Raw genomic sequence first — 23,511 nt, 5'->3', positions numbered from 1 at the left:
GGCTGGGGCGTTTTTCTGAAAAATAAGGAATCTCGCACATGTCCAATCCCGACAAACGCAAGGTGCAGGACGACCCGACGCCGGACGAAGCAGAAGAGGAACTGGAGGAAGGCCTGGAAGAAACTTTCCCCGCCAGTGATCCGGTTTCTGCTACCCGTACGACCCGCACCGGCGCGCCTGATGAGTTTGCAAAGAAGAAACCGTCCTCCAAGTCGACTGAAGGGGACGACGACGAGCTTGAAGAGGGTTTAGAAGAAACTTTCCCTGCCAGCGATCCGCCATCGGCCACCTCAAACACCCATGCCGGCGGGCCGGACAGGAAGAAGAAAAACGAGTGAGAGAGGCGGTGTGGCTTTTTACCCGCCGCCGATCGGCGTAATCACTTTGCCGGTCCCCTCACAATCCGGGCAGGTTTCCCCGTTCATCTCACCCGTCCCGCCGCACCGACGACAAATGTTCTCACCCGCACCGGTCGTCCCCGGCGGGACGGCCTCGGGTGTGCCCTTCTCCGTTTCACTTTGGGATGACTGATTGCGCTCGAGCGCTTTTCGGGTCCGCTTGATCTCGCTTTCAGTCGTTTCCGGACTCCTGGCGGAATCGTCCGGCAGGCCGCTGCCCGTTTGACTGATAGTTTCGTCGCTCGGCCGGTCATTCGGGCCGGTGGTGATTTTCGATTGCTTCGGCATAGCGGACTCCCGCTTGGTCGCCGTTTCCTGTGGTTCCTAGATAAACGGTGCTACCGCGGGTCGGGTTCCGGGGAAGAAATCGGTCGTGAGGAGGGTGATAATTACGTCGGTTCTCGGGAAAGCCCCAAGCGCCGCTCCATCAGAATTTCTTGCAATCTTTATAGAACTGTTATTGTCTCTCTAAAGGGTTCACGCCGATAATGTTCCTGTCGGCGTGTGTTTCTAGTCAGGGTAGTAAAAATGTGTGACCCCGCCGAGAGGCAGGCGAAGTATCTGGTTGATGCGGAACAACTTTTACAAGGCCTGCGCCACGGTGGCGTGGCAATCTGGCGATGGCACGTAAAGAACAAACGTCTGGTCTGGAGCGATAACGCGCAAGATGTCCACGGCCTCCTGTCCGACCCCTTCAACGGGAGTCTTGACGGTTTCCGGCGTGATCTGCACCCCGAAGACGCCTACCGCGTTTGGCATACGATCAACGAAACGGTTGAAACGGAAGAGCCATTCTGCATCGTTTACCGTACGGCGCCGAAAGGCAACGGAATCTGCCGTTGGATTGAGGCGCGGGGCGGTATCATCTCCGACGGCGGCGAGACTTGGCTTACGGGTACCTGTCTCGATGTGACCGATCGCGTCGAGGCAGAACAGGAACTACAGCGCCGCTTGCGGCAGCAGAAGGCGATCGAGGAACTGGGCAGCTTCGCTGTTGGCGAATCCAGTCTTCAGGCAGTCGCCGATCGGGCGGTTGCCCTTGCGTCGGAGGTTCTCGAAGTCCCTTTTTCCAAGGTCCTGCAGTTCACCGACCACGGCCAGCGTTTGCGGTTAATCGCCGGTGTCGGTTGGCAAGATGGGCTTGTGGGGAGTGCGACTGTCGGAATTGACCAGAACTCGCAAGCGGGTTTTACGCTGCGGGAAGGCAAGCCGGTGATTGTGAAAAATCTCGCCACCGAGACACGTTTCCGGGGACCGGAGCTGCTCCGCTCCCACGGCGTGGTGAGCGGCATGAGCACGATCATAGCAGGTGACGCCGGGCGGCCGTTCGGCGTCTTTGGCGTCCACACGAACGTCTGGCGCGGCTTTGATCAAGCGGACACGGAGTTTCTGACGGCTCTTGCCAATATCGTAGCCAACAGCGCCCGGCAGATCGCCGCGGGAGAGCATCGTGCGCTTCTGGTGCGCGAGATGGCGCACCGGGCGGGGAATATGTTGCAACTGGTGGATACGCTGGCCAACCGTATCTTCATGCCCGATCGCGATCTGGAAGAGGCGAAGCGTTCCTTTTCCAGCAGGCTCGCGTCTCTCTCGCGCGCCAATTACCTTGTCTCGAGGGGCGGGTGGTCGCTTACGCGTTTCCAGGAGCTGGCCGAAGAAACCCTTGAAGCATTCGAGGACCGCATCCGGATGGCGGGCGAGGATGTTCTGTTGCCGCCCGAACTGTGTTTCGACCTTGGCCTCGTGCTGCACGAGCTTTCCACCAATGGAGTGAAGTACGGCTCCCTGGGTTCGGATGATGGCCCCGTTGAGGTCAGCTGGTGGACTTCGGAGGAAACCGGCGAGATGCAGCGCTTCCATTTCGAATGGCTCGACCGGTTATGCACCGTGCCAGAAGCCCGCGAACGAGCCGGTTTCGGGTCAAGACTCATGCGGCTCATCATCGAACGTAAATGGGCTGGACGCGTCGACCAGAAATCGGCGGAGGAGGGCTATCGCTTCGCGTTCGATCTGCCCTTCACCGCCTCCGAGCCGCTGGAATAGCTCGCACAAGGTCGATCATTGCCCGTCGTAGGCTGCTCTGAGTTCGCCTATGTCGATCTTCTTCATCTGCAGCATGGCCTGCATCGCGCGGCTTGCTTTCTCACGATTCGAGTCTTGGATCAGGTCGCTCAGGCCGGAATAGTTAATCTGCCAGGCGAGGCCGAATTTGTCCTTCAGCCAGCCGCATTGCTGAATCTCGCCCCCCGGCGTCAATGCATCCCAGAAGCGGTCGATTTCTTCCTGTGTATCGCAGGAAACGAAAAAGGAAACGGCTTCGTTGAACTTGAAGTGCGGCCCGCCATTGATCCCGACGAATTTCTGGCCCTCCAGTTCAAAAGCTACGGTGACGACGCTTCCGGGCGTACCGGGTCCGACATCCGTATAACGCCCTATGTCGAGAATGCGGGCATTCTCGAAAACCGAGACATAGAAATTCGCTGCCTCTTCTGCGTTGTCATCGAACCAAAGGTGCGGTGTGATTTTCTGTTTCTCTAGCATGGCTGTCTTTCCTCGGTGCACGGTTTGCGCCCGTAGGACGTTTGCATGCACGCGAATCCGACAGGGGGCGCTTTAAATCCTGCTACTTTTGGCTATGCAGCACTTTCGTCCGAGCGCTCGGGCATGGAAAGTGTCAGCCATCGCGCCGTAAGCGCAGGTTTGATGCTGTTCTCGATTTCCACGGCGACATCGTGGTGCATCTCGACAATCCCGGAAGGTCGCACCTTCATGTGCGCTAAGACGAATCGGCCGCGAATGCGCGCACCGGCTTTGACGGGCGTGGCAAAGCGAATTCGATCGAACCCGAAATTCACACCCATTGCCGCGCCGTCGAGCGTCGGTACGGCCTCGAAGACCAGCGTCGAGAGGAGAGACAGCACCAAAAAGCCATGCGCGATAGTGCCGCCATAGGGTGTTTCGCGCGCAGCGCGCTCCGGGTCGGTGTGGATGAACTGGTGGTCGTCAGTTGCCGCGGCAAACTGGTTGATCATCTCCTGGGAGACGGTTCGCCAGTTGGACAAGCCGATCTCTTCCCCCACCAGCGCTTTCGCTTCATCGATACCGATCGTTCGCATTCGTGCGGCAAGCCCCATTCATCTCTCGCGCAGCAGGCACAAGGCCACAGCGCCCGAACAAATACAATGTCATGCGCGCGATGTCATGGGGCGCAGTGCGGTCGCAAACGCGTTTCCGTGAAGGGGCGGCATTCAGGCCACACAATCGCTATAGGCGTTCACCGATGGATGAGGCGGCGTGGTCCAGTTCGTTTCGAAGGCGTTTTTGTTCCTCCACCTTGGGAGTGATGAACCGGCCGAGCAGCAGGTAGGCTACCGGCGTCAGGAAAAGGGTCGACAGTGCCGAGAGGCCAAGTCCGCCGACGATCACCCAACCGAGCGCGACACGCGCCTCTGCGCCCGCGCCGGACGCCACGACGAGCGGCAGCCCTCCGACGACGGTACAGATCATGGTCATCGTCACCGGACGGAGCCGGATGAGCGCCGCCTGGTTGATGGCGTCACGGACTCCGAGACCCCGGTCGCGAAGCTGATTGGCAAACTCGACGATCAGGATGCCGTTCTTGGCCATGATGCCGACAAGCAGAACGAGACCGATCTGGCTATAGACGTTGAGGCTCGTGCCGGTGATCAGCAAGGCAAACACCGCGCAGGCAAGCCCGAGCGGCACTGTGGCCATGATGATGATAGCGCTGACAAAACTTTCGAATTGGGCAGCCAGAACAAGCATTATAATAATGAGGGAGAAGCCGAAGATGGTCAGCATGCTGTTGCCCGTCTCTCCGAGGGTCGCGGCCTCTGCAAGCGGGATAATGCGGCTGCCGGGCGGCAGATGTGGCCCGGCCACCTCCTCGGCCTGCTCGAGCGCGGCGCCTAGCGCAAAGTCCGGTGCAAGGCCGGCTGTCACGCGGACCACTCGCATCTGTTCTTCGCGCCGGAGTGATGGGGGAACCGCTTCCTCGCGCAGCGAGGTGATCGTAGAAAGCGGCACGAAGCGTCCGTCACCAGTCTCGACAAAGATGTTTTCCAGATCCGTCGGATCGTTGATCGGGTTGGTCGTGGAAGCAAGCTTCACGTCGAAGCTCTGATCATCGATGAAGACGTTCGTGACCTTGCGCCCATCCAGTAGGCTTTGTAGCGAGATTCCCATACCGTTGATGTCGATGCCGAGGTCGGACGCGCGCTGCCGGTCGATCTCCACCTTCAACTGCGGCTGGTCGGAGTCATCGCTCAGCCGCGGCTGTTGGAAGCGGGGATCTTGCTCCAGATCCGCGATGATGGCCGTGGCGGCTTCGCGCAGCCGCTCATAATTGTTGCCGGCGATGGCGAATTGAAGGCCGCTGCCGGAGCCGCGAATGCCCAGGCTGTTGGGCTGGAAAGCGAAGGCGCGCACACCCGGCACCTGGGATGCCAGGCCGTTTACTTCATCCAGGATCTCCTGCTGACTGCGCTCGCGTTCTTCCCACGGTGCGAGGCCGAGGACGAGAAAGCCGCTGTTGCCGCCGCCCATCCCCGTGATGGAAAATGTGCTGCGGACCTCATCACTCTCGCGGAGAGGCTCGATAAGACTCTCGATCTGGCGCATCTTTCCAGCCAGATAGCCGACGCTGACGCCTTGGGGCGCTGAAACGCGCATGAAGGCAACAGACCGGTCCTCGGGCGGTGTAAGCTCGGATTTGATCGTGCCGAACAGGCCGTAGGCAACCGCCGCAAAGAGGACCGAAACAAGGACAATGACAAACGGCGCGTCGAGGCAGAAGCGAAGACACCGTTCGTAGAGGCGGGAAAGCGCACCGCCGAGCCTGGTCATCAATCCTTCGCGCGTTCCCGGCTCATCCTCGCGAACGCCGGTTTTGAGAATACGGGAGGCGAGCATCGGGCAGAGCGATAGCGCCACGATGGACGACAGGAACACCGCTATCGCAAGGACAAACCCGAACTCGCGGAAAAGGCCGCCAGCTTGTCCAGGAAGGAAAGAAAGCGGAACGAAGACGGCGATCAGGGTGGCTGTCGTGGCCAGAACGGCGAAGAAGACCTCCTGTGTTCCGAGCACCGCCGCCGCGCGCGGACCCATGCCCTGATTGCGCCGGCGCACGATGTTTTCCAGCACGACGATGGCATCGTCCACGACAAGGCCGGTGGCCAGCACGAGCGCAAGCAGGGTCAGGATGTTTATGGAGAAGCCTGCCAGATAAATCGCCGCGATGGTGCCGATGAGAGCTACCGGGATTGCCACGCCCGGGATGATCGTCGCGCGCCAGTCGCGCAAGAACAGATAGATCACGAGCAGCACCACGGTGACGGCGATGGCGAGCGCGATCTCCACCTCGTAGATAGCGCCATTGATGAAGATGGCATCGTCGCTGGTGATTTCGATCGCCATGCCTTCCGGCAGATTATTCGCGCGGATGTCCTCGACCGCCTGCCTGACGCCCGAGGAAATGTCGAGCGTGTTGGACTGGGCCTGGCGGACGATTCCCATACCGATGCCGGTACGTCCGTTGGCGCGCAGGCGGCTTTCTTCCGTATCGGGGCCGAAGGTGACGGTGGCCACATCGCCCAGCCGCACATTTCGCGAGAGCTGGATCCGCTCGAAATCTTCCGGCGTGGTGACGGAGGAGGTGGCACGCACAACCAGATCCTGCGTGCTGCTGGTGAGCGAGCCCGCAGGGCTATCGAAAGCCACGGTGTCCAGTGCGCTGCCCACATCGCCAAGCGTCATGCCGAGGCTTGCCAGTTTTGCCTGATCAATGTCTACGCGAAAGATTTTCGTGCGATCGCCATAAACCTGCACATCCGCCACGCCAGGCACTGCGGCCAGCTTGTCGACGATTTCCTCGTCGACATAGAGTGTCATGTCCTCGACGTTCATCGTGTCCGAGGTGATGGCCAGCCGCATGATCGCCTGCGCATTGTCGTCGGCTTTCACGACTGTCGGCGCATCGGCGTTCTCAGGCAGTTGGTTTTGGACGCGGCTGATGGCATCACGCACGTCGGAAGCGGCGGTGTCGAGATTGGCGTTCTCGGTGAATTCGATCGTCACCCGGCTTCGCCCAAAGGACGACGAGGATGAGATTTCGGCAACTCCGGAAATACGCGCCGCCGCGCCTTCGATGATCGCCGTGATTTCCCGGTCGATCGTCTCGGCGGCCGCGCCGTCGAAGTCGGTCCTGACGGAGATAACTGGCCGATCTACATCCGGCAGTTCACGCACTTCGACCCCGAAAAGGGCGGCGAGACCCGCCACCGCTATCAGTGTGTTGAAGACGAAGGCGAAGACCGGCCGGCGGATGAAAAGCGCTGTGATGCCGTTGCCTGTCTCGGTGCCGTTATCTTCTTTGGCCATTTACCGGTTTCCCAAACGAGCTCTCAAGAGTCGGCGGATGCGTCCGCCTCGGCGTTTTCCGCGACTGCGACCGGCTGCCCGTCCCGCACGGCGTGGACGCCCTCGACAACCACCTGATCACCATCGAAGAAAGAACCGGAAACCAGGATGCTGTCGGAGTTGCGCTGGACGATCCGTACCGGTGTGCGTTGTGCCATTCCGTCGCGCACGACCCAGACATAAGCCCCATCCGAGCTCCACTGGATCGCGATGGGATCAATAGCGGGGAATCTATCGCCCGGAAAACGCATGCTGATGCGGAAGGCCATGCCTGAGCGAAGCGCGTCGGAGGGATTGTCGATCCGGCCTTGCACGTGCAGCGTTCTGCTCTCCGGATCGATCTGGTTATCGATCGCGGAAATCGTGCCCTCGAAGCTTTCATCGGGCCGTGAGATGGATTCGGCGGTCAGGGGCATGCCGATTTCCAATTGTCCCGCGAAGCGCTCGGGCACCCAGAAATCGACCAGAATCTGGGAGCGGTCGGCAATGATTGCGACGTCGTCCGACGAAGTAACATAATCGCCCGGCGAGACCGGCAGGATTCCGACGGTGCCGCCGATGGGAGCGGCGATTTCACGGCGTTCCAGCGCCAAGCGCGCTTCGCGCAGCTCCAGCTCGGCATTGCGCACGGCAAGTTCGGCTTCCGCATGCTCAACGGCGGTGACGGTATTGGAGGATCGCAGCCTTTCGAAGCGTTCGAACCGCGCGCGGGCGTCATCCAGGGCAACCTCCGCGCGATCGAGCGCGATGCGCTCTGACTCGGAGTCCATACGGGCAATTGCGTCGCCTTCTTCGACTTCCGCGCCCGATTCAACCAAGATTTCGGTCAAGCGGCCAGTGGTGAAGGGGCGCACGGCAACGGTCCGCCGCGCCTTGCCGGTACCGATCGCGCTCAGCCGGTCGTTGAGTGTAGCACTGGCCACCGGCGCGGTGATGACCGGACTCTGCATGCCGCCCATGGACGGGCCGCCGCCGCCACGCCGCTCACCGGTCGAGGTGGCGGTTTCCACCGGCGCCCGAACGAGCCCCCAGTCGGCGGCGATCTCGCGCGCGCCGGGTACATAATTGTACCAGAGGCCGGCAGCAGCCATCAGTATAAAAAGACACAGCAGTGTCTGCTTCCACCAGGACATTCACCTCTCCAGGTCGTGCCGATCAGGCGCGCGGCCAGCGACGTGCATTTTACATAGGAAAACCGCATTGCGCAGCGCCGGTAACTCCTTCTACGGCAAGATGGCGCCGGATTGCAGCAACTTCATTATTAAATCTTCGTAAGCTCCGGCTTCAATCGTTTCACACCCGCCATGAAACAATGGTCCCGCTTCCGAGTTCAGAGAGCATCTCGGCGGGGGCGAGATCCGGTGCTTTAGTGCCGCGCGACCAAACAAGAGTAGCAAGGACAACGAGGTGGGCGGATGCTGGGCTGGATTTCGGAGTACAATGAACCGCTCAACCTCTTCGTTAATGCGGCGATGCTGATTGTCTGGGCCCTGTATTTCCAGCTACTTCTGAACGGGTACCGACGAAGCCGAAGCAGCAAGATTTTGGTCAACCGCGCCAACGGGCACAGTATCAGGACCCAGTGCGTCGTGGCAAATATGAGCTCCGAGGCGATTTATGTCGAGGGGATCATTGCCGAAGTGGTCGGGGAGGGCGACGATGAGCGCATCACCTGCTCGTTGACCGACCACGGGGGAAGCATTGATCCGAAGGAGGCGACCGATGCGGATGGTTACCAGGGCCCGCTCCACAGCGGCGAGTCGGTTCGCCTTGGCACCTATCAGCAGATTATCGAGCATGTGCTGTCGCAGAATAACTGGGATATCTCCACGGTCAGGCATCTGGTCCTTACGATCGTTGCCACCTATGGACCGGAGGACCGCCCCGTCGCCGCGCGGCGCGAGTATGAGATCATAGAGAAAGCGGGTCGCCGGGTTCTGCGCTCCGATACCGTCGCGACAGAGCAGATCCGCTCTCGGACGGAGCGGCGGAAGGTCGAAGAACTGATGCAAAAGCAGGTCGGAGCGGATCGCACCGCAGGTTAATTTTCACAGGCGCCACATCGATGAGCCGAGCCCATGGAGAAATTGCCAGACACATACCCGGAACAAGTCGGGCCCTGATGTGTTCGAAAGGCATGGTCGATCCAGCCGGTTTTCTGACGCACCATATGGCCACGCACATCGTTGCGATGAACGTGGTTGCGCCGCTCGTTATCCTCACCTGGCGCTGGGCCGCTCGTTCACGACCGGGGATTGCAAGTCCGCGCTCGATCATGCCTGCCGCGACTATCCAGATGGCCCTGTTGTGGGCCTGGCATTTGCCTGGGCCGATGGCCTCTGCCTTCACGACACCGGGCGGCGAGGCCTTGATGCATGTTTCGTTGTTTGCCGCGGCAATGTGGTTCTGGGCGTCGATCATCAACGAGGCGGAGGCGGCGCGGTTGCGCTCCCTGATTGCGCTCGCCTTTACGGGAAAGCTGTTCTGCCTGTTGGGCGCGTTGCTGACCTTTGCTCCGCGCGCGCTTTATGCCCGGGCGGCGGAGATTCGCTTCGGCAGCCCCGTTCCCGCCGAGGTGCTGCTGCCGGACCAGCAGCTCGCCGGCCTTCTGATGCTGGTCGCCTGTCCGCTGGTCTATGTGGCCGCAGGTGTGTTCATGGCCGCGCGCTGGCTGCACGACATCGAAAAGCGCGCAGCCTGAAGACGTGAAACATGTGTTCGCCGTACTCGAAAGCGGAAGTAGAATAGCGCGGGAACTCGGATAGGGATCTCAACGGCCTTCCCGATGCCGATTCCTGCGACGTGGCGGTTCAGTCGGGCTTGGCTACGCGGCGAATCTCTTCCGGGAGTGCGTCCCAGACCTTTTCAGCCTGATTTGCCTCGATGTTTTGTTCGCGGGTGCGGCAAACGGCGCGAAAAGTGGTGCTCATGATCGGCTCCTTTCGGATTTCGACCGTTCGCCGGCCAAACAGGAGGCGGCCCCGCGTTGTTCCTCACAGATATGCTCAGGAGAGCGGTTGGAAAAAGACTTCGCCGGGCGGAACGACCGGGCCATCGCGCCCGTTTAACTGCCAGGACCGGCCGTGAGCGAGACGGTCGGAGCAAAAGCGACCATTCAGGACAGATGAGGCGAACAATGAAGGCGAATGAACTGATGACTCGCGACGTCCGCCTGGCCAACCCCGATGAGACGATACAGCAGGCCGCAAAAATGATGGCCGAAATCGATGCCGGCTTCCTGCCGGTCGGCGATGATGACCGGCTGGTTGGCATGGTTACGGACCGAGACATCGCGGTGCGAGCCGTGGCGAAAGGTCTGGGCCCGGACGCGCGTATCGGCGAGGTCATGACTCCCGACGTGAAATATTGTTTCGAAGATGAGGACACGGATTACATCGCGCACAACATGGCGAATCAACAGATACGCCGCATCTGTGTCCTCGACCGCAACAAACAGCTGGTAGGGGTTCTCTCGCTTGGTGATCTTGCGTTTACCGAGGGAAGAGAGCCGGCCGGCGATGCATTGACCGGTATTTCGCAGCCCGGCGGTCTGCACACCCAGACCGGAGAAAGCCACGCGCGCGCATAGAGGGTTTTGCCGTTAGCGTCGCTGGTCAGGAGAGTTGAAATGAATGACAAAAAAACGAACGACAGGAAAAAAGATGCGCGCACGCCGGACGATGTGTCCGAGGGGGCGCCGGAGCGTGCCGAACAGGACTGGGACGCAGTGAAAGGTGTGCGGATCAACCCGGAGGACATGGCTGGCGAGAGCGTGCCGGTGGACCAGTCCGGGCGTGTGAACACCGATGAGCACTACGGCGAAGGACAGGACAACCCTTACATGGAGAGCGATGAGGCCCTGCCCGACGAGGATGAAGAAGAGGTCTTCCGGCGTAATAATGCGCGCGAGGGCGGTCGCTTCGACGAGGTTTAGTCAGACTTCCTGTCTTGCTGTAGTTCCGCGAGGCGCGAGCGTGCCTCGCGGATGATCAAGTCAAATTCTCGCATCATAGCCCCTTCGATTGCAATGGCGGGGCCAGCGGGAACGGCGCCGGGGTCTTCCTGGTTATCTTGGAACTGAGTGCGCCTTTCCAGTGCGTCCATCAGACTGCCGCCTTTGCCGCCCTCCCGATGGACCAGATGGGCAATAAGATAGGAAAGCACCTCGCGCTGGGCGTTCAGCCGGCCTTCTATCTCCTGGTTCGGCAGTTCCGACATGGCGATTATCCTCAATCTGGTCGAGCGTCGAGATCACGACCGTAGAGGCGGTCGATAATTTCGGCGACCTGTACGAAGCGTTTCGCTTCCGGATTAAAACCGGGATTCCTGGAAAGCTGCCGGGCCCAGTCAACGATCGCGCGGCCGCCCCAGTCATCCGGCGGTTCGGAAATGGTTTCGCTTTCGGTCCCGCGATAGCGTTCGGCCCGGAAGTCGTAGAACGACCCGCCGACGTTTCGCAGGGCCAGACCGCCCTGTGTGCCATAGAACGCTGCCGAAATCTGCGCATCCTGCCCGGCATGAAGCCGCCATGAACAGGTCAGGCGGATGATCGTGCCGGTCTTGAGTGTCAGCGTTGCGACGGCGAAATCCTCCACCACAGAGGGGTTCGGCGGGAGCTTTTCTCCCTCCGCAAAAAGGTGGCTCTCCACCTTTACGACTTCGGGAAAATCAAGTGCCCACAAGGCCAGGTCGACCAAATGTACGCCGAGATCGATGAGGCAACCGCCGCCGGAAAGGGCCGGATCGTAGAACCAGGTTTTGTCCGGCCCGTAGGCATTGTGAAAGGTGAGGTCGACAGCATGGACCTGACCGATTTCGCCGCTCGACAGGACCGGCCGAATACGACGCATTGCTTCCGTATGGCGATAGGAAAAGTCGGCTCCCAGAAGCCGGTCGGCTTTCTCGGCCGCGACGACGACCGCCTGAACCTCCGAACGAGCTCTGCCAAGCGGCTTTTGACAAAAGACCGGCATCCCCTGCTCAAGCGCTTCTACCGCCTGCTGTGCATGGAGCGCACTGGGTGTGGCGATAACGATGCCGTCGATATCCTCCCGAAACAGCGCTTCGAGCGTATCGACCCGTTTTGCCGATGGAGAGAGGTCCGCGGCCGCCCGCATGCATTCCTCTGAAGGCTCTGCGATAGCTGTGGCCTCAGCCACGCCGGCTTCGAGAACCGCCTCCATCCTGTGGCGGCCGATCCATCCCGCGCCGAGAAAGCCGAGACGCGGTTTGGCGAGGCCGCGGGCACGTGCGCTGTCGGAGAGCACCATGCTCATGGCATTCTTACCACCGCCTTGAGAAAGCCGTCTGGCCGGTCTCGGGTGGCATTGAGCGCTTCATCCAGCCGGGACAGAGAAAAGGCGTTTGTAATGAGCGGCATCGGGTCCAGGCGGCCGGAGAGCACGGCCTCTATGGCCTCGCGCATGCCGCGCACGTAGGTCGCGGGGTTGCGTTCGTGCGCATTGATGACATCGATTCCGCGCCAGTTCCAGAGCTGCATGTTGATCTGACGGGGGCCGTCCTGATGATACCCTGCGACGATCAGTCGGCCGCCTTCGCCCGTCAGTTCGCCGGCCAGATCGAGCGGCCAGGATTTTCCCGTCGCCTCGATCACGCGCTCGCAGAACCGGCTACCGGTCAGTGCGTCAACCTGCTCGACAATGGCCGAGTGGTCTTCCATGGCAATTGTTCTGCTCGCGCCCATCTCGCGAGCGGTTTCCAGTGCACAGGGACGTCGCGAAATGGCAATGACGTCGGCCCCCGCCTTTTTCGCAAGTCGGGTCAACATGGCACCAAGAAAGCCGATTCCGACAATGGCCACGGTTTGCCCGGCACGAATGTCGGCACGGCGAAAGATGTTCATGGCGCAACCGAGCGGCTCCCCCGGAAAAGGCATTTCAGAGAGTTCCATCGGGAGCGACACGACTTCCTCGGCGCTGCCGACATCGTATTCGGCATAGCTATTCTGAAAAAGCGTGGTGACAGGCTGGCCCGGTTCGAACCCGGACACCCTCGGACCAACCGCTTCGATTATTCCCCAACCTTCGTGACCGAGTTGGCCGGGTGCCGTGGGAAACTGCATCCATTCCGGCCCGGACCAGGGACCCAGATTGGACGCGCAGACACCGCAGCCGGTCAACCGAACACGCACCTCTCCAGGACCAGGTTCCGGCACGGGAACTTCCTGAATGGTGATGGTTCCAGGGCCTGTGACGATCGCTGCCTTCATTGTGGAGGGGGTGGAAAGTGAAATCGTGGAGTTTGCGCGTTCGAGCGTGCTTGTCATTCGTATCGCCTGTTCTGCGGACGGGTTTTGCTGCTGAACAAGAAAAGGAGGAAGAAGTTCCCTCCCGTGATCACTCTGCCGACGTCAGGCGTTGACCATCAGGATCGCGCGCCGGCAAGGATGTCGAGGTCTCATCATTCCAAGGAAACGGTGTCCTGCTTTGACGGTTCCGCCTGGGAGTGCCAGGCAGAATAGAATACGCTGCGTGGTTGGTCCGGCCGGCAGGAGTAGGGGGCATGGACAGAGCGATCCCGCTTGCCCAAGCGCGGAGCGCTGAGCGCCGTTTACGCCTGATCGCGCCGTGCCCGGCCGACCGTTGTCGCGATTTCCGTAAAGGCGGTGGCGCTGCCGGGCACTTCCCGCCGGTTTGCCTCGCGCAGGAAGCGCAACGGAAACAGCGCGGCCTCGACATTGGCGTGCGAAATTTCCTCCGGGCGCAGCCTGTCATTAGCCAGCGTGGTCTCGGCTTCGGCAAGGGCAGCCTCAATCTCCTCCGCATCGGCAAGACCTTTGCGCCGCATGAGTTGGCAAAGCGCGGCCATGGCCATGAGCATGCCTTCCATTTGCAGATTTGCGGTGTTCATTGGCGGCCTCCCGTCATTTCGTCGTGCTGTTGCGGTTTATGCGGTTCTCCCGCGCCATTCCCGCGTGGAGCATGCGTCTCCATCTCAGCGCGGAAACGGGGCAGGGCACTTGGATAGTTCTCGGAGAGGAAAACCATCATCTGTTCGCGAATATCACAGCGCAGGGCATAAACATTATCCGCGTTGGCACTGGCGAGAATGCGTACCTGCATGGTTCGTTCCGTCAGGTCCGTTACCTGAACCGCAAAGACGTCCTGATCCCACAGCGGGGAGGCGCGGACGAGTTCCTCCGCCTTCGCGCGCAACGTCGCAACGGGCACTGAGTAGTCGACAGGGAGGTAGACAATACCGGTCAAGGCCGTGTCCTCCCGTGTCCAGTTCTCAAACGGCTGTTCGATGAAATAGTTCAGCGGGACGATGAGGCGACGGCGGTCCCAGGTGGTGATCACCACGAAGGTCGAGGTGATTTCTTCGACGTTGCCGTACTCACCTTGGATGATGAGTGCGTCGCCGATACGGATCGGCTGCGTGATCGCGAGTTGAATCCCTGCGAAAATATTCTTCAACAGAGGCTGCAGCGCAAGGCCGACGACAATGCCGGCTGCACCGGCGGAAGCAAGAAGACTGATCCCGTATTGCCGCACCGTTTCGAAGGTGGTCAGCATGGCGCCTATGCCGAGGATCAGGATCAGCGTACTCGCCACACGCTGGAGTATACGCATCTGTGTGATGTGCTTGCGCGCCATGACATCGTATTCGCTTTCGATGTCGAAGCGTCTCAGGTGCAGCCGCATGAAGGTACGCAATGCGATCTGCGCCACCCAGATAAGAATGGCGATGAAGCCGAGCAGAAGGATGTGGTGAAAGACCGCCGCTTCGGCTTGAGAGAGTGGAGCGGCGGGTACGGCCAGCGCCAATGCCGCCACGATGACGATGAGGCGCATCGGGTTGGCGATGGTGCGGATGAGCGTATGCCAGAAAGGGTTCTTGTTTGCCGCCAGCCGAATGAGGAGCCGGTGCAGCACGCTGTGCACGACCACCGCGACCAAAACCGCCAGAAGCAGAATGATTGGGCCGATCACCCAACCGGGGGTGAACTGTAGAACGGTATTGATTCGGGCGCCGGCGTCGTCGAGCAGTGCTTCCATGCACTTGTCATAGCATATCTTTTCCGGCGGCCTAAGACGTTGTCTTTTCTAGGCTGTTGGACGCCAGGCACCTTGCGGGGCGGACGATGTTTACTGCTTCGGATTTCGAGACGGTTTTATTGCCGGTCCACGAGCTTGTTGAAGCGGCTGGTATCGCCGCTGTCGGTGCGTTCCTGGTAGAGGAAAGCCAGTTTACGATCCTCGAAGATCTGGAAGAACTCGTCCCAGCTGATCTCTTCCAGGCTCTCCTCGGGTTCTCCGAAGTCAATACGCAGGATGCCGCCCGGGCTGCTCCCTTTCACGCGCGCAGGTTTGCCGTTCCGTGATTCGGCCCATTCGCGGATGGTCTGATGGTCCGTCGTCGTGCTGGCCTGGGACATGGTGCTTCCCCACTTTCTCAGTTGACAAATGGCGAGGCCACAAGGCTGGCCCATGTGCGGATGAGGAACCCTGCTGGGACAAAAATGTTCCTGTGATGGAAGCAGTGTCTTGCCGGCTCATTGAAAAGACACTGAAAAGACACGCGGAACAAAAAGGTTAGGCCGATGTTTGACCCCCAACCTTCTTCATCATCAGCAGGAGCAACCGTGGGTAAAAAAGCGCTGATCACCGGAGGCTGCGGATTTATCGGCCGGCACGTAACGGAAGAGCTGTTGGATAACGGCTACTCGGTTTCGGTTCTCGACAGCTTGGTCGAGCAGGTGCACGGGGACGAAGGATCACCACCAGGCGACCGGCGGGCGGAGTATTATCTCGGCGATGTCCGCGATCCGCAACTGGTGCGCCGGGCTTTGAAGAATGTGGACCTTGTGGTGCATCTTGCTGCCGAGGTGGGCGTCGGGCAGTCGATGTACGAGATCTCCCGCTATGTCGGCGCAAACGATCTCGGCACCGCCGTTCTTCTTGAGTGCCTGATCGACCACCCGCTTGAGAGGATCGTCGTCGCCTCTTCTATGAGTGTTTATGGAGAAGGTGCCTACGAGCGGGAAGACGGCGAGCGGTATGATCGTGCAAGCCGCCGGAAGGAACGGCTGCAGGCGGGAGAATGGGATCCCGTCGACGGCGCCGGCCGTGTGCTTTCTCCCATTGCCACCGACGAGGAGAAGCCGGTCGATCTCGCCTCGATCTATGCCTTGACCAAATACATGCAGGAGCGGGCGGTGCTGATCTTCGGGCAGGCCTATCCCGTGGAGACCGTCGCGCTGCGCTTGTTCAACGTGTTCGGGCCGGGACAGGCTCTTTCCAATCCCTATACGGGCGTGTTGGCCAATTTCGCCTCCAGACTTGCCAACGGTGAGCCGCCGCTGATCTTTGAAGACGGCCGGCAGAAGCGGGATTTCGTCCATGTGCGTGATGTCGCGCGGGCGTTCCGGTTGGCGCTGGAGCGCAAGAGTGCCGACGGACAGGTCATCAATATCGGCAGTGGAAATGCCTATTCCATCCAGCAGGTTGCGGAACTCGTCGCAGGAGCGATGGGGCTGCCCGACCTGGAGCCGGAGATTCTCAACAAGGCCCGCTCCGGTGATATTCGGCACTGTTTTGCCGATATTTCGAAAGCGCAGGAACTGCTCGGATTCGAGCCGGAGCGACGGCTGGAAGACGCGGTGGGTGAATTTGCCGATTGGGTGCGTACGACGGGCGCCGTGGACAAAGCCGCGCAGATGCGCCGGCAACTGGAAGAACGAGGGCTGGTGTCATGAGCGGCAGCACTCAGAGCGGACTGGCCGCTCCGGCCTTGGAGGGAAGAGCGGCACCGGTCGTCATTACTGGTGGCAGCGGCTTCATCGGCTGCAATGTCGCGGAGAGCTTTTTGCGCGACGGCAGGGATGTCGTCATTCTCGACAATCTCAGCCGGCCTGGTGTGAGGCAAAATCTCGACTGGCTTAAGGCCAACTACGGGGAGCGGGTTCATCCGCTTATCGCCGACATCAGGGATCTGGAAGCTATCGAGCCGGTGTTGAAGGAAGCGGGTGCGGTATTTCATTTCGCCGCCCAGACTGCCGTGACGACGAGCCTGTCCGATCCGTTCGAGGACTTCGAGGTCAACGCGCGCGGCACGCTGAATATCCTGGAGACACTTCGGCGGGCAGGCCGGCGTACACCCGTCATCTTCGCCAGCACAAACAAGGTCTATGGCGCGCTCGAAGATCTGGAAATGATGGAGCTGGACGACAGCTGCATGCCGATCTCGGGGGATGTGCAGCACCAGGGGATCAGCGAAAGCCGGTCACTTTCCTTCTGCACCCCCTATGGCTGCTCCAAGGGCGTTGCCGATCAATATATGGTCGACTATGCCGCCTCCTTCGGCATTCCCACTGCCGTGCTGCGCATGAGCTGTGTCTATGGCCCGCGCCAGTTCGGCACGGAAGATCAGGGCTGGGTGGCGCATTTCCTGATCCGCGCGCTGGAGGGAGAGCCGATCACCGTCTTCGGCAACGGCAAGCAGGTCCGCGACATCCTTCATGTCGCGGATGCGGTGACGGCGTACCGCCTGGTACTGGATCACATCGACACGGCGCATGGGCAGGTTTTCAACCTGGGCGGCGGCATGCACAATGCGGTAAGCCTGCGCATCGTGCTGCAGGAAATCCGTCATATTACCGGATTAAAGCCTGCGGTCGAGTGGGCCGATTGGCGCCCTGGTGACCAGCATTACTTCGTTTCGGACACCGCGCGGCTTCGGCGCCAATTCGGCTGGAGCGCGACGATCGGCTGGCGTGAAGGTCTTCGGCAGTTATTTGCATGGCTTCGCGATGTGCGCGGTCTCGGGCGTTCGTCCGAAGAGGAAAGGCTGACCGCATGACCATGCTGCGCGTAACAGGAGCCAGTACAGGTGCGCCGATCGATTATACATCCCAGTTCGGCCGTGGTGAGCGCCGCCGGGTGCTGATGACAGTCGACGCCGTCGGCGGTGTCTGGCGCTATGCGATGGAACTGGCGCGCGGGCTAGTGGCCCACAATGTAGAGCTGGTTTTTGCGGGCCTGGGGCCTGAACCTTCAGCGGACCAGACAACCGAAGCCGAGCGTCTCGGCAAAGTGGTCTGGCTCGATGAGCCACTGGACTGGATCGCACCAAATCCTGCGGCGTTGAAAAACCTGCCGAAACGGCTCTGCCGGTTGGCAGCAGACGAAGGCGCGGAGCTTCTGCACCTCAATCTTCCCTCCCAGGCCGCCGAGATCGAGGCCGGAGTGCCGGTTCTCGTCACCTCACACTCCTGCGTGGTTACCTGGTGGAATGCCATGCGCTCCGGTCCGCTGCCGGAGAGCTGGGAATGGATGAAGCGCCAGAACGCCGACGGCATGAAACGTGCGGACGCCGTGGTTGCGCCCAGCGGAAGCCACGCGCAGGCGCTTGCAAGCTGCTATGGCGAGCAGCCGCGGATCAACGTCGTCAATAATTCCCTCAGCGCGTTTCTGCAGGGGTTGGAAAAGGAGCCCTTCATCTTTGCCGCCGGCCGATGGTGGGACGAAGGCAAGAATGCCCGTGTGCTTGACGAAGCCGCCGCCGAGGCTTCCTGGCCGGTGCTTATGGCGGGAGCGACGGAGGGTCCGAATGGGCAGTCGATCAATCTAGCCCATGCCCGGCATCTGGGACAGGTGCCGCATACGCAAATTCTGGATCACGCCCGGCGGGCGGACATCGTCGTTTCGCCTTCCATCTATGAACCGTTCGGCCTGGCGGCGCTCGAAGGAGCGAGGGCCGGTGCTGCGCTCGTGCTTTCCGACATTCCTACTTATCGCGAATTGTGGAGCGAGGTGGCCTTTTTCTTCGATCCAAATGATCCGCAGGCTTTGGCCGAGGTCGTAAACCGGCTTGCCGAGGATGCGGAGTTGCGTACGGAAATGGGCGCACGGGCGCTGGCGCGCTCGCGTCGTTTTACGCCTGACGTGCAGGCGGGCCGTATGGCCGCTCTTTACCGTCAACTCGTCGAGACAGCGGACGCGGGGGCAGCATGAAGTTCGTCTTTTACACGCATTCGCTCGTTTCCGACTGGAACCACGGCAATGCGCATTTTCTCCGCGGCGTCATGCGTGAGCTTGTCAGCCGGGGGCATAGGGCCATCGCCCTGGAGCCGGAGGACGGATGGAGCCGGACCAACCTTCTGCGGGAGCAGGGCGAGAGCGCGATCCGAAGCTTCACAGAGCGCTTCCCCGAGCTCTCCTGGGAGTCCTACGGGCCGGCGTTCGAGCATGAAGCCGCGCTTTCGGATGCGGATGTCGTTTTTGTCCACGAGTGGACCGATCCCGCGCTGGTCGCACGCATCGGTCGAGCGCGCCGGGAGGGCGGGCCATTTACGCTCGTCTTCCACGACACACATCATCGTGCCGTTTCGGCCAAGCCACAGATCGCGGAACTGCAGCTCCAGGACTACGACCTCATTCTCGCCTTCGGTGAGACCTTGCGCCAGCGCTATTTGAGCACCGGTTGGGGCCGGCAAGTGGTTACCTGGCATGAGGCAGCGGATACGCGGCTTTTCCGTCCCCTGCCGCAGGAAGAAAAAGAAGCCGACCTGATCTGGATCGGGAACTGGGGCGACGATGAGCGCACGGCGGAAATCAAGGAATACCTGATCGAGCCGGCGGCGCAACTGGGGCTTGCGGGCACCGTGCGCGGCGTGCGCTATCCTGCCGAGGCGCTGGAAGCGCTCCAAAGAGCAGGCCTTTCATACGGCGGCTGGATCGCCAATCACGATGTGCCGGGTGCGTTCGCACGCCACCGCGCCACGGTTCACATACCCCGACAACCGTATGTCGATGCGCTTCCTGGGATCCCGACCATCCGCGTATTCGAGGCGCTGGCCTGCGGGATTCCGCTGGTTTCGGCCCCCTGGAACGATGTGGAGGAACTCTTCCGGCCCGGTATGGATTTCCTCTACGCCGGCACCGGCGCGGAAATGGCGGCCCGGATCGAACGCGTTCTCAACGATCCGGAACTTGCCGCCAGCCTCGCCGAGAGTGGACTGGAGACGATCCGCAGCCGGCACACGTGCTCCCACAGGGTGGACGAGTTGCTCGATGCGCTCTCCCGGCACGGAAGCACGAAGGTTCGAAGAGAATTGGCTTTGAGGGAGGCCGCCGAGTAATGAAGATCGCCTTTTACGGTTCAAGCCTGTTATCGTCCTACTGGAACGGCGCAGCCACCTACTACCGCGGCCTCATCCGCCAGCTCGCAAACCTCGGGCACGAGGTCACCTTCTACGAACCCGATGTCTATGACCGGCAGAAGCATCGCGATATCTGCCCCCCGACTTGGTGCAGCGTCGTCGTGTACGAAGGCACGCGGAACGCACTGAAGGAAGCTGCGGCAAGGGCGCGTGAAGCCGACGTCGTGGTGAAGGCCAGCGGCGTTGGTTTCGAGGACGATGCTCTGATGGAGCAGGTGTTCGCTGCCGCCCGGCCGGACGCGCTCAAGATCTACTGGGATGTAGACGCTCCCGCTACCCTGGCGGAGTTGAAGCAGGACCCGCATCATCCCCTACACCGGTACTTGCGCAGGGTCGACCTGGTGCTCACCTATGGTGGTGGCGACCCGGTCGTAAGGGGGTTCCAAGCACTAGGTGCCCGCGAATGCGTTCCCATCTACAATGCACTCGATCCGGATACGCACCATCCGGTGCGCCCCGATAACCGCTTCTGTTGTGATCTGGCGTTTCTCGGCAACCGCTTGCCGGATCGCGAGGCACGGGTGGAAGAGTTCTTCCTGGACCCCGCGGCCAAACTTCCCGATCAGCAGTTCCTGCTCGGCGGCTCTGGTTGGCGCGACAAGCCGATGAGTTCCAACGTGCGCTATATCGGCCACGTTTCGACGCGGGATCATAACGCTTTCAACGTTACGCCGAAGGCGGTGCTCAATATCAGCCGCGCCAGCATGGCGGAGAACGGCTTTTCGCCTGCTACACGTGTCTTCGAGGCAGCGGGCGCGGGCGCCTGCCTCATCACCGATGCCTGGGTCGGGCTTGACCAATTCCTGAAGGAAGGCGAGGAAGTCTTCGCTGCCCGCGACGGACAGGACGTGGCCGAAATTCTCTCCGAGCTCAGTCCGTCAAGGGCATCTCTGGTCGGCCAGAGAGCAAGGGCGCGGATCATGCGTGATCACACCTACGCCCATCGCGCGGCAGAGGTGCACAAGATCATTACGAAACGTGTTCAGCGCCCGCACGTGGAGGCAGCCGAATGAGCCGGCCTCTCTCCATCGTGGTACTGGGACTGTCGCTGTCCTCTTCCTGGGGAAATGGGCACGCAACCACCTATCGTGCGCTTTTGCGGGGCCTGCATGCCGAAGGGCATCAAGTGCTGTTTCTGGAGCGTGACGTGCCTTGGTACGCCAATAGCCGCGACCTGCCGGAACCGGATTTCTGCCGGCTGGCATACTATCGGGCGCTCGAGGACCTCGATCGTTTCATTCCGGCAATTCGCAACGCGGACGCGGTGATCGTCGGTTCTTACGTGCCAGAGGGCGTGGACGTCATAGACCGGGTGCTCGACATCGGTCCGCGCCTGATGTGCTTCTACGATATCGACACGCCGGTCACCCTCGCCGCCCTCGAGCGCGGCGAGGAGGATTTTCTCGCGAGACGGCAGATGCCGCTTCTCGACGTCTACTTTTCGTTCTCCGGTGGAAAGGTTCTTGATCGGCTGGAGAACGATTTCGGGGTGCAACGTGCCGAAGCGCTTTATTGCTCGGTCGATGCGGATGCCTACGCGCCGACTGGTGAAGCGCAGATTTGGGATCTCGGCTATCTCGGCACTTATAGCCCAGACCGTCAGCCGACGCTCGAGCGACTGTTGATCGAACCGGCGCGGCGATTACCGCAGTGCCGCTTTGTCATTGCCGGCGCGCAGTATCCGGACGATATCGAATGGCCCGAGAATGTGGAACGCATCTCCCATTTGCCGCCGGAGGAGCATGCATCCTTCTACAGCCGCCAGCGCTTCACGCTGAATGTGACGCGGGAAGACATGGTGAAAGCGGGATGGTCGCCCAGCGTCAGGCTCTTTGAGGCTGCGGCTTGTGCCGCGCCCGTGATCAGTGATCGCTGGGAGGGGCTTGAAGAGATCTTTCCCGACGGCGAGGCGATCCTGATCGCTGATGATTCCGACACGGTGGTGAAAGCTCTCACAGAAATGCCGGAGAAGATCCGGCAAGCCAAGGGGCGTGCCGCTCATACGCGCGTTATTCGCAGCCATATCGGGAAGGTGCGGGCGCGAGAGCTGGTACGGGTACTATTGGAAGCCGGCGGGGAAACACGATTGGCAAAAACGGGATAGGAGCGCTTGATGGATGCCATCAACAAGAGGGTGGGGAAGCGAATTCTCGTTGCCGGCGGCGCGGGATTCATCGGGTCGCACTTGTGCGACGCGCTATTGGCAGACGGAAATCGGGTTATTTGCGTGGATAGTTTTTTGACAGGCGCGCGAAGCAATATCGCGCCTTTGGAAAACCATCCGGATTTCCAGCTCATTCAGCATGATATCTGCGCCCAGCTCAAGATCAACGAGCCTCTGGACGAAATCTATAATCTCGCGTGTGCAGCTTCTCCGCCGCGCTATCAGGCCGATCCCATACACACGATGATGACCTGCGTGGTGGGCACGAACAACCTTCTGGCCCTGGCGCGAAAGCACGGCGCACGTTTTCTTCAGGCGTCCACCAGCGAAGTTTACGGCGATCCCGAAACGCATCCGCAGCCGGAAGACTATCTGGGTCATGTTAATTGCACCGGTCCCCGCGCCTGCTATGACGAGGGGAAGCGGGCGGCTGAAGCCTTGTGCTTCGATTATCTTCGGCTCGGGCAAGTGGATGCGCGGGTGGCACGCATCTTCAATACCTACGGACCGCGCATGCAGGCCGATGATGGGCGTATTGTCTCGAACTTCATCAATCAAGCACTGCAAAGCGAGCCGCTGACGATTTACGGTACCGGCCGGCAAACGCGCTCCTTCTGCCATGTATCGGACATGGTGGCGGGACTGATCGCGCTGATGGGCGTGATGCCGAACCCGAAGGCACCGGTCAACCTGGGTAATCCGGGCGAGTTTACGGTGAGCGAGCTCGCTGCGCTCGTGCGTAAGATGGTCCCGGGAGCTGGAACCCTGGTGCGGCGTCCCATGCCGCAGGATGACCCGCGCCGGCGCCGGCCGGATATTCGCCGCGCAAAAAAGCTGCTCAAATGGCAGCCACATATTTCCCTGCCCGAGGGGCTTGAGGATACGATTGCCTGGTTCAGGCTGTCAGAAGATAAGCCCGGCCGAAAAAGACGGGCGTGGGCTACGGAGACTGCCTGACCCGTGTGATAACAGGATCGTTACCAGGCGCGCCGGCGCTTTCTTCCCGCCGGCGTTTTTCAGCCAGTCTCTTCTGCAGCGTCAGCGCGAGTTCGAGCAGCCGTTCCGGGACCGGCTCTTTCTCGATTTCTTCGAGGAGCAGACCGAGATCGGGTGAAGAGACCTCGGTCGGCCGCGCAGACGGTGTGCGCGGATCGCGTTTTCGCGTCATAAAGTACCCCAGTTCCTTCGCCCTTCATGCCCAGACTTGTGGTCTTGTCGCTAGTTTCGCAACCCAGCTGACGGCTTTACCCCAGTTATCCTCCAAAAACGTAGCGTCGGTGCGGGCAAGTGGAACCATAGGCATAGCTGCACATTTAACGCGACCA

Annotated in this window: 25 protein-coding genes; 13 read left to right on the top strand and 12 right to left on the bottom strand. The window is 60.7% G+C overall.

Annotated elements, in window-relative coordinates; all coding sequences use genetic code 11:
- Window positions 1–38: 38 nt before the first annotated feature.
- The gene (locus LY631_RS13100; protein WP_274425870.1) at window positions 39–338 is read left to right on the top strand and encodes a hypothetical protein; all 300 of its coding nucleotides are present in this window, start codon (window positions 39–41) and stop codon (window positions 336–338) included.
- A gap of 18 nt (window positions 339–356) precedes the next feature.
- Here LY631_RS13100 and LY631_RS20495 read toward each other — a convergent pair whose 3' ends face one another.
- Complete coding sequence (locus tag LY631_RS20495; RefSeq protein WP_445082879.1) at window positions 357–686, bottom strand: hypothetical protein; 330 nt, start codon at window positions 684–686, stop codon at window positions 357–359.
- 240 nt (window positions 687–926) lie between these two features.
- Here LY631_RS20495 and LY631_RS13090 point away from each other — a divergent pair, with 240 nt between their 5' ends.
- A complete protein-coding gene (locus LY631_RS13090; protein WP_274425869.1) occupies window positions 927–2,441 on the top strand; it encodes an HWE histidine kinase domain-containing protein in 1,515 nt (504 codons plus the stop codon).
- Window positions 2,442–2,456: 15 nt separating this feature from the next.
- On the opposite strand, the gene LY631_RS13085 is transcribed toward LY631_RS13090, so the two are convergent.
- The 4 genes from LY631_RS13085 to LY631_RS13070 form a co-directional block, all read right to left on the bottom strand.
- Window positions 2,457–2,939 (bottom strand): VOC family protein, encoded by a 483-nt coding sequence (locus LY631_RS13085; RefSeq protein WP_274425867.1) that lies wholly within the window; start codon window positions 2,937–2,939, stop codon window positions 2,457–2,459.
- A 92-nt stretch (window positions 2,940–3,031) separates the two neighbouring features.
- Window positions 3,032–3,514, bottom strand: a complete 483-nt coding sequence (locus LY631_RS13080; protein ID WP_445082883.1) for a MaoC family dehydratase — start codon at window positions 3,512–3,514, stop codon at window positions 3,032–3,034.
- Window positions 3,515–3,662: 148 nt separating this feature from the next.
- Entirely contained in the window at window positions 3,663–6,800 is a 3,138-nt protein-coding gene (locus LY631_RS13075) for an efflux RND transporter permease subunit (RefSeq protein WP_274425864.1), read from the bottom strand.
- 23 nt (window positions 6,801–6,823) lie between these two features.
- A complete protein-coding gene (locus tag LY631_RS13070) occupies window positions 6,824–7,972 on the bottom strand; it encodes an efflux RND transporter periplasmic adaptor subunit (protein WP_274425862.1) in 1,149 nt (382 codons plus the stop codon).
- 282 nt (window positions 7,973–8,254) lie between these two features.
- Between LY631_RS13070 and LY631_RS13065 the strand changes: the two genes are divergently transcribed.
- From LY631_RS13065 to LY631_RS13050, 4 genes are all read left to right on the top strand, one after another.
- Entirely contained in the window at window positions 8,255–8,884 is a 630-nt protein-coding gene (locus tag LY631_RS13065) for a hypothetical protein (RefSeq protein ID WP_274425861.1), read from the top strand.
- Between the two features lie 92 nt (window positions 8,885–8,976).
- Window positions 8,977–9,540, top strand: a complete 564-nt coding sequence (locus LY631_RS13060; protein WP_274425859.1) for a cytochrome c oxidase assembly protein — start codon at window positions 8,977–8,979, stop codon at window positions 9,538–9,540.
- A gap of 435 nt (window positions 9,541–9,975) precedes the next feature.
- Window positions 9,976–10,428 carry a CBS domain-containing protein gene (locus tag LY631_RS13055; RefSeq protein WP_274425858.1) on the top strand — a complete coding sequence of 151 codons (453 nt, stop codon included), beginning with the start codon at window positions 9,976–9,978 and terminating at the stop codon, window positions 10,426–10,428.
- Window positions 10,429–10,467: 39 nt separating this feature from the next.
- On the top strand, window positions 10,468–10,773 hold the full coding sequence (locus LY631_RS13050; protein WP_274425857.1) for a hypothetical protein: 306 nt from the start codon (window positions 10,468–10,470) through the stop codon (window positions 10,771–10,773).
- On the opposite strand, the gene LY631_RS13045 is transcribed toward LY631_RS13050, so the two are convergent.
- From LY631_RS13045 to LY631_RS13020, 6 genes are all read right to left on the bottom strand, one after another.
- Complete coding sequence (locus LY631_RS13045) at window positions 10,770–11,057, bottom strand: hypothetical protein (protein ID WP_274425856.1); 288 nt, start codon at window positions 11,055–11,057, stop codon at window positions 10,770–10,772. The two genes, LY631_RS13050 and LY631_RS13045, sit on opposite strands and share 4 nt — an antisense overlap.
- 11 nt (window positions 11,058–11,068) lie before the next feature.
- Window positions 11,069–12,115, bottom strand: a complete 1,047-nt coding sequence (locus LY631_RS13040; protein WP_274425855.1) for a Gfo/Idh/MocA family protein — start codon at window positions 12,113–12,115, stop codon at window positions 11,069–11,071.
- Window positions 12,112–13,125, bottom strand: coding sequence for an MDR/zinc-dependent alcohol dehydrogenase-like family protein (locus LY631_RS13035; protein ID WP_274425854.1), 1,014 nt, complete (start codon window positions 13,123–13,125; stop codon window positions 12,112–12,114). The genes LY631_RS13040 and LY631_RS13035 overlap by 4 nt, the downstream gene beginning before the upstream one ends.
- A gap of 284 nt (window positions 13,126–13,409) precedes the next feature.
- The gene (locus LY631_RS13030) at window positions 13,410–13,709 is read right to left on the bottom strand and encodes a hypothetical protein (protein WP_274425853.1); all 300 of its coding nucleotides are present in this window, start codon (window positions 13,707–13,709) and stop codon (window positions 13,410–13,412) included.
- The gene (locus tag LY631_RS13025; RefSeq protein ID WP_274425851.1) at window positions 13,706–14,857 is read right to left on the bottom strand and encodes a mechanosensitive ion channel family protein; all 1,152 of its coding nucleotides are present in this window, start codon (window positions 14,855–14,857) and stop codon (window positions 13,706–13,708) included. Before LY631_RS13025 ends, LY631_RS13030 begins: the two co-directional genes overlap by 4 nt.
- Window positions 14,858–14,973: 116 nt before the next feature.
- Window positions 14,974–15,237, bottom strand: coding sequence for a hypothetical protein (locus LY631_RS13020; protein WP_274425850.1), 264 nt, complete (start codon window positions 15,235–15,237; stop codon window positions 14,974–14,976).
- Window positions 15,238–15,444: 207 nt separating this feature from the next.
- On the opposite strand from LY631_RS13020, the gene LY631_RS13015 reads away from it, so the two are divergent.
- From LY631_RS13015 to LY631_RS12985, 7 genes are read left to right on the top strand one after another with little or no spacing between them, the layout of a single operon-like run.
- Window positions 15,445–16,557 carry an NAD-dependent epimerase/dehydratase family protein gene (locus LY631_RS13015; protein ID WP_274425849.1) on the top strand — a complete coding sequence of 371 codons (1,113 nt, stop codon included), beginning with the start codon at window positions 15,445–15,447 and terminating at the stop codon, window positions 16,555–16,557.
- The gene (locus tag LY631_RS13010; RefSeq protein ID WP_274425848.1) at window positions 16,554–17,660 is read left to right on the top strand and encodes an NAD-dependent epimerase/dehydratase family protein; all 1,107 of its coding nucleotides are present in this window, start codon (window positions 16,554–16,556) and stop codon (window positions 17,658–17,660) included. The genes LY631_RS13015 and LY631_RS13010 overlap by 4 nt, the downstream gene beginning before the upstream one ends.
- On the top strand, window positions 17,657–18,814 hold the full coding sequence (locus tag LY631_RS13005; RefSeq protein ID WP_274425847.1) for a glycosyltransferase family 4 protein: 1,158 nt from the start codon (window positions 17,657–17,659) through the stop codon (window positions 18,812–18,814). The genes LY631_RS13010 and LY631_RS13005 overlap by 4 nt, the downstream gene beginning before the upstream one ends.
- Entirely contained in the window at window positions 18,811–19,941 is a 1,131-nt protein-coding gene (locus LY631_RS13000) for a CgeB family protein (protein ID WP_274425846.1), read from the top strand. The genes LY631_RS13005 and LY631_RS13000 overlap by 4 nt, the downstream gene beginning before the upstream one ends.
- A complete protein-coding gene (locus LY631_RS12995) occupies window positions 19,941–21,035 on the top strand; it encodes a CgeB family protein (protein ID WP_274425845.1) in 1,095 nt (364 codons plus the stop codon). Before LY631_RS13000 ends, LY631_RS12995 begins: the two co-directional genes overlap by 1 nt.
- The gene (locus tag LY631_RS12990; protein ID WP_274425844.1) at window positions 21,032–22,126 is read left to right on the top strand and encodes a CgeB family protein; all 1,095 of its coding nucleotides are present in this window, start codon (window positions 21,032–21,034) and stop codon (window positions 22,124–22,126) included. The genes LY631_RS12995 and LY631_RS12990 overlap by 4 nt, the downstream gene beginning before the upstream one ends.
- A gap of 9 nt (window positions 22,127–22,135) precedes the next feature.
- Complete coding sequence (locus LY631_RS12985) at window positions 22,136–23,143, top strand: UDP-glucuronic acid decarboxylase family protein (RefSeq protein ID WP_274425842.1); 1,008 nt, start codon at window positions 22,136–22,138, stop codon at window positions 23,141–23,143.
- Here LY631_RS12985 and LY631_RS12980 read toward each other — a convergent pair.
- A complete protein-coding gene (locus tag LY631_RS12980) occupies window positions 23,127–23,354 on the bottom strand; it encodes a hypothetical protein (protein WP_274425841.1) in 228 nt (75 codons plus the stop codon). The two genes, LY631_RS12985 and LY631_RS12980, sit on opposite strands and share 17 nt — an antisense overlap.
- Window positions 23,355–23,511: the final 157 nt, after the last annotated feature.

Origin of the sequence: Chelativorans sp. YIM 93263 (assembly GCF_028767125.1) — a bacterium.
GTDB lineage: Bacteria > Pseudomonadota > Alphaproteobacteria > Rhizobiales > Rhizobiaceae > Chelativorans.
The sequence above is the reverse complement of the archived record's forward strand: the minus strand, read 5'-3'. Positions and strand labels throughout refer to the sequence as shown.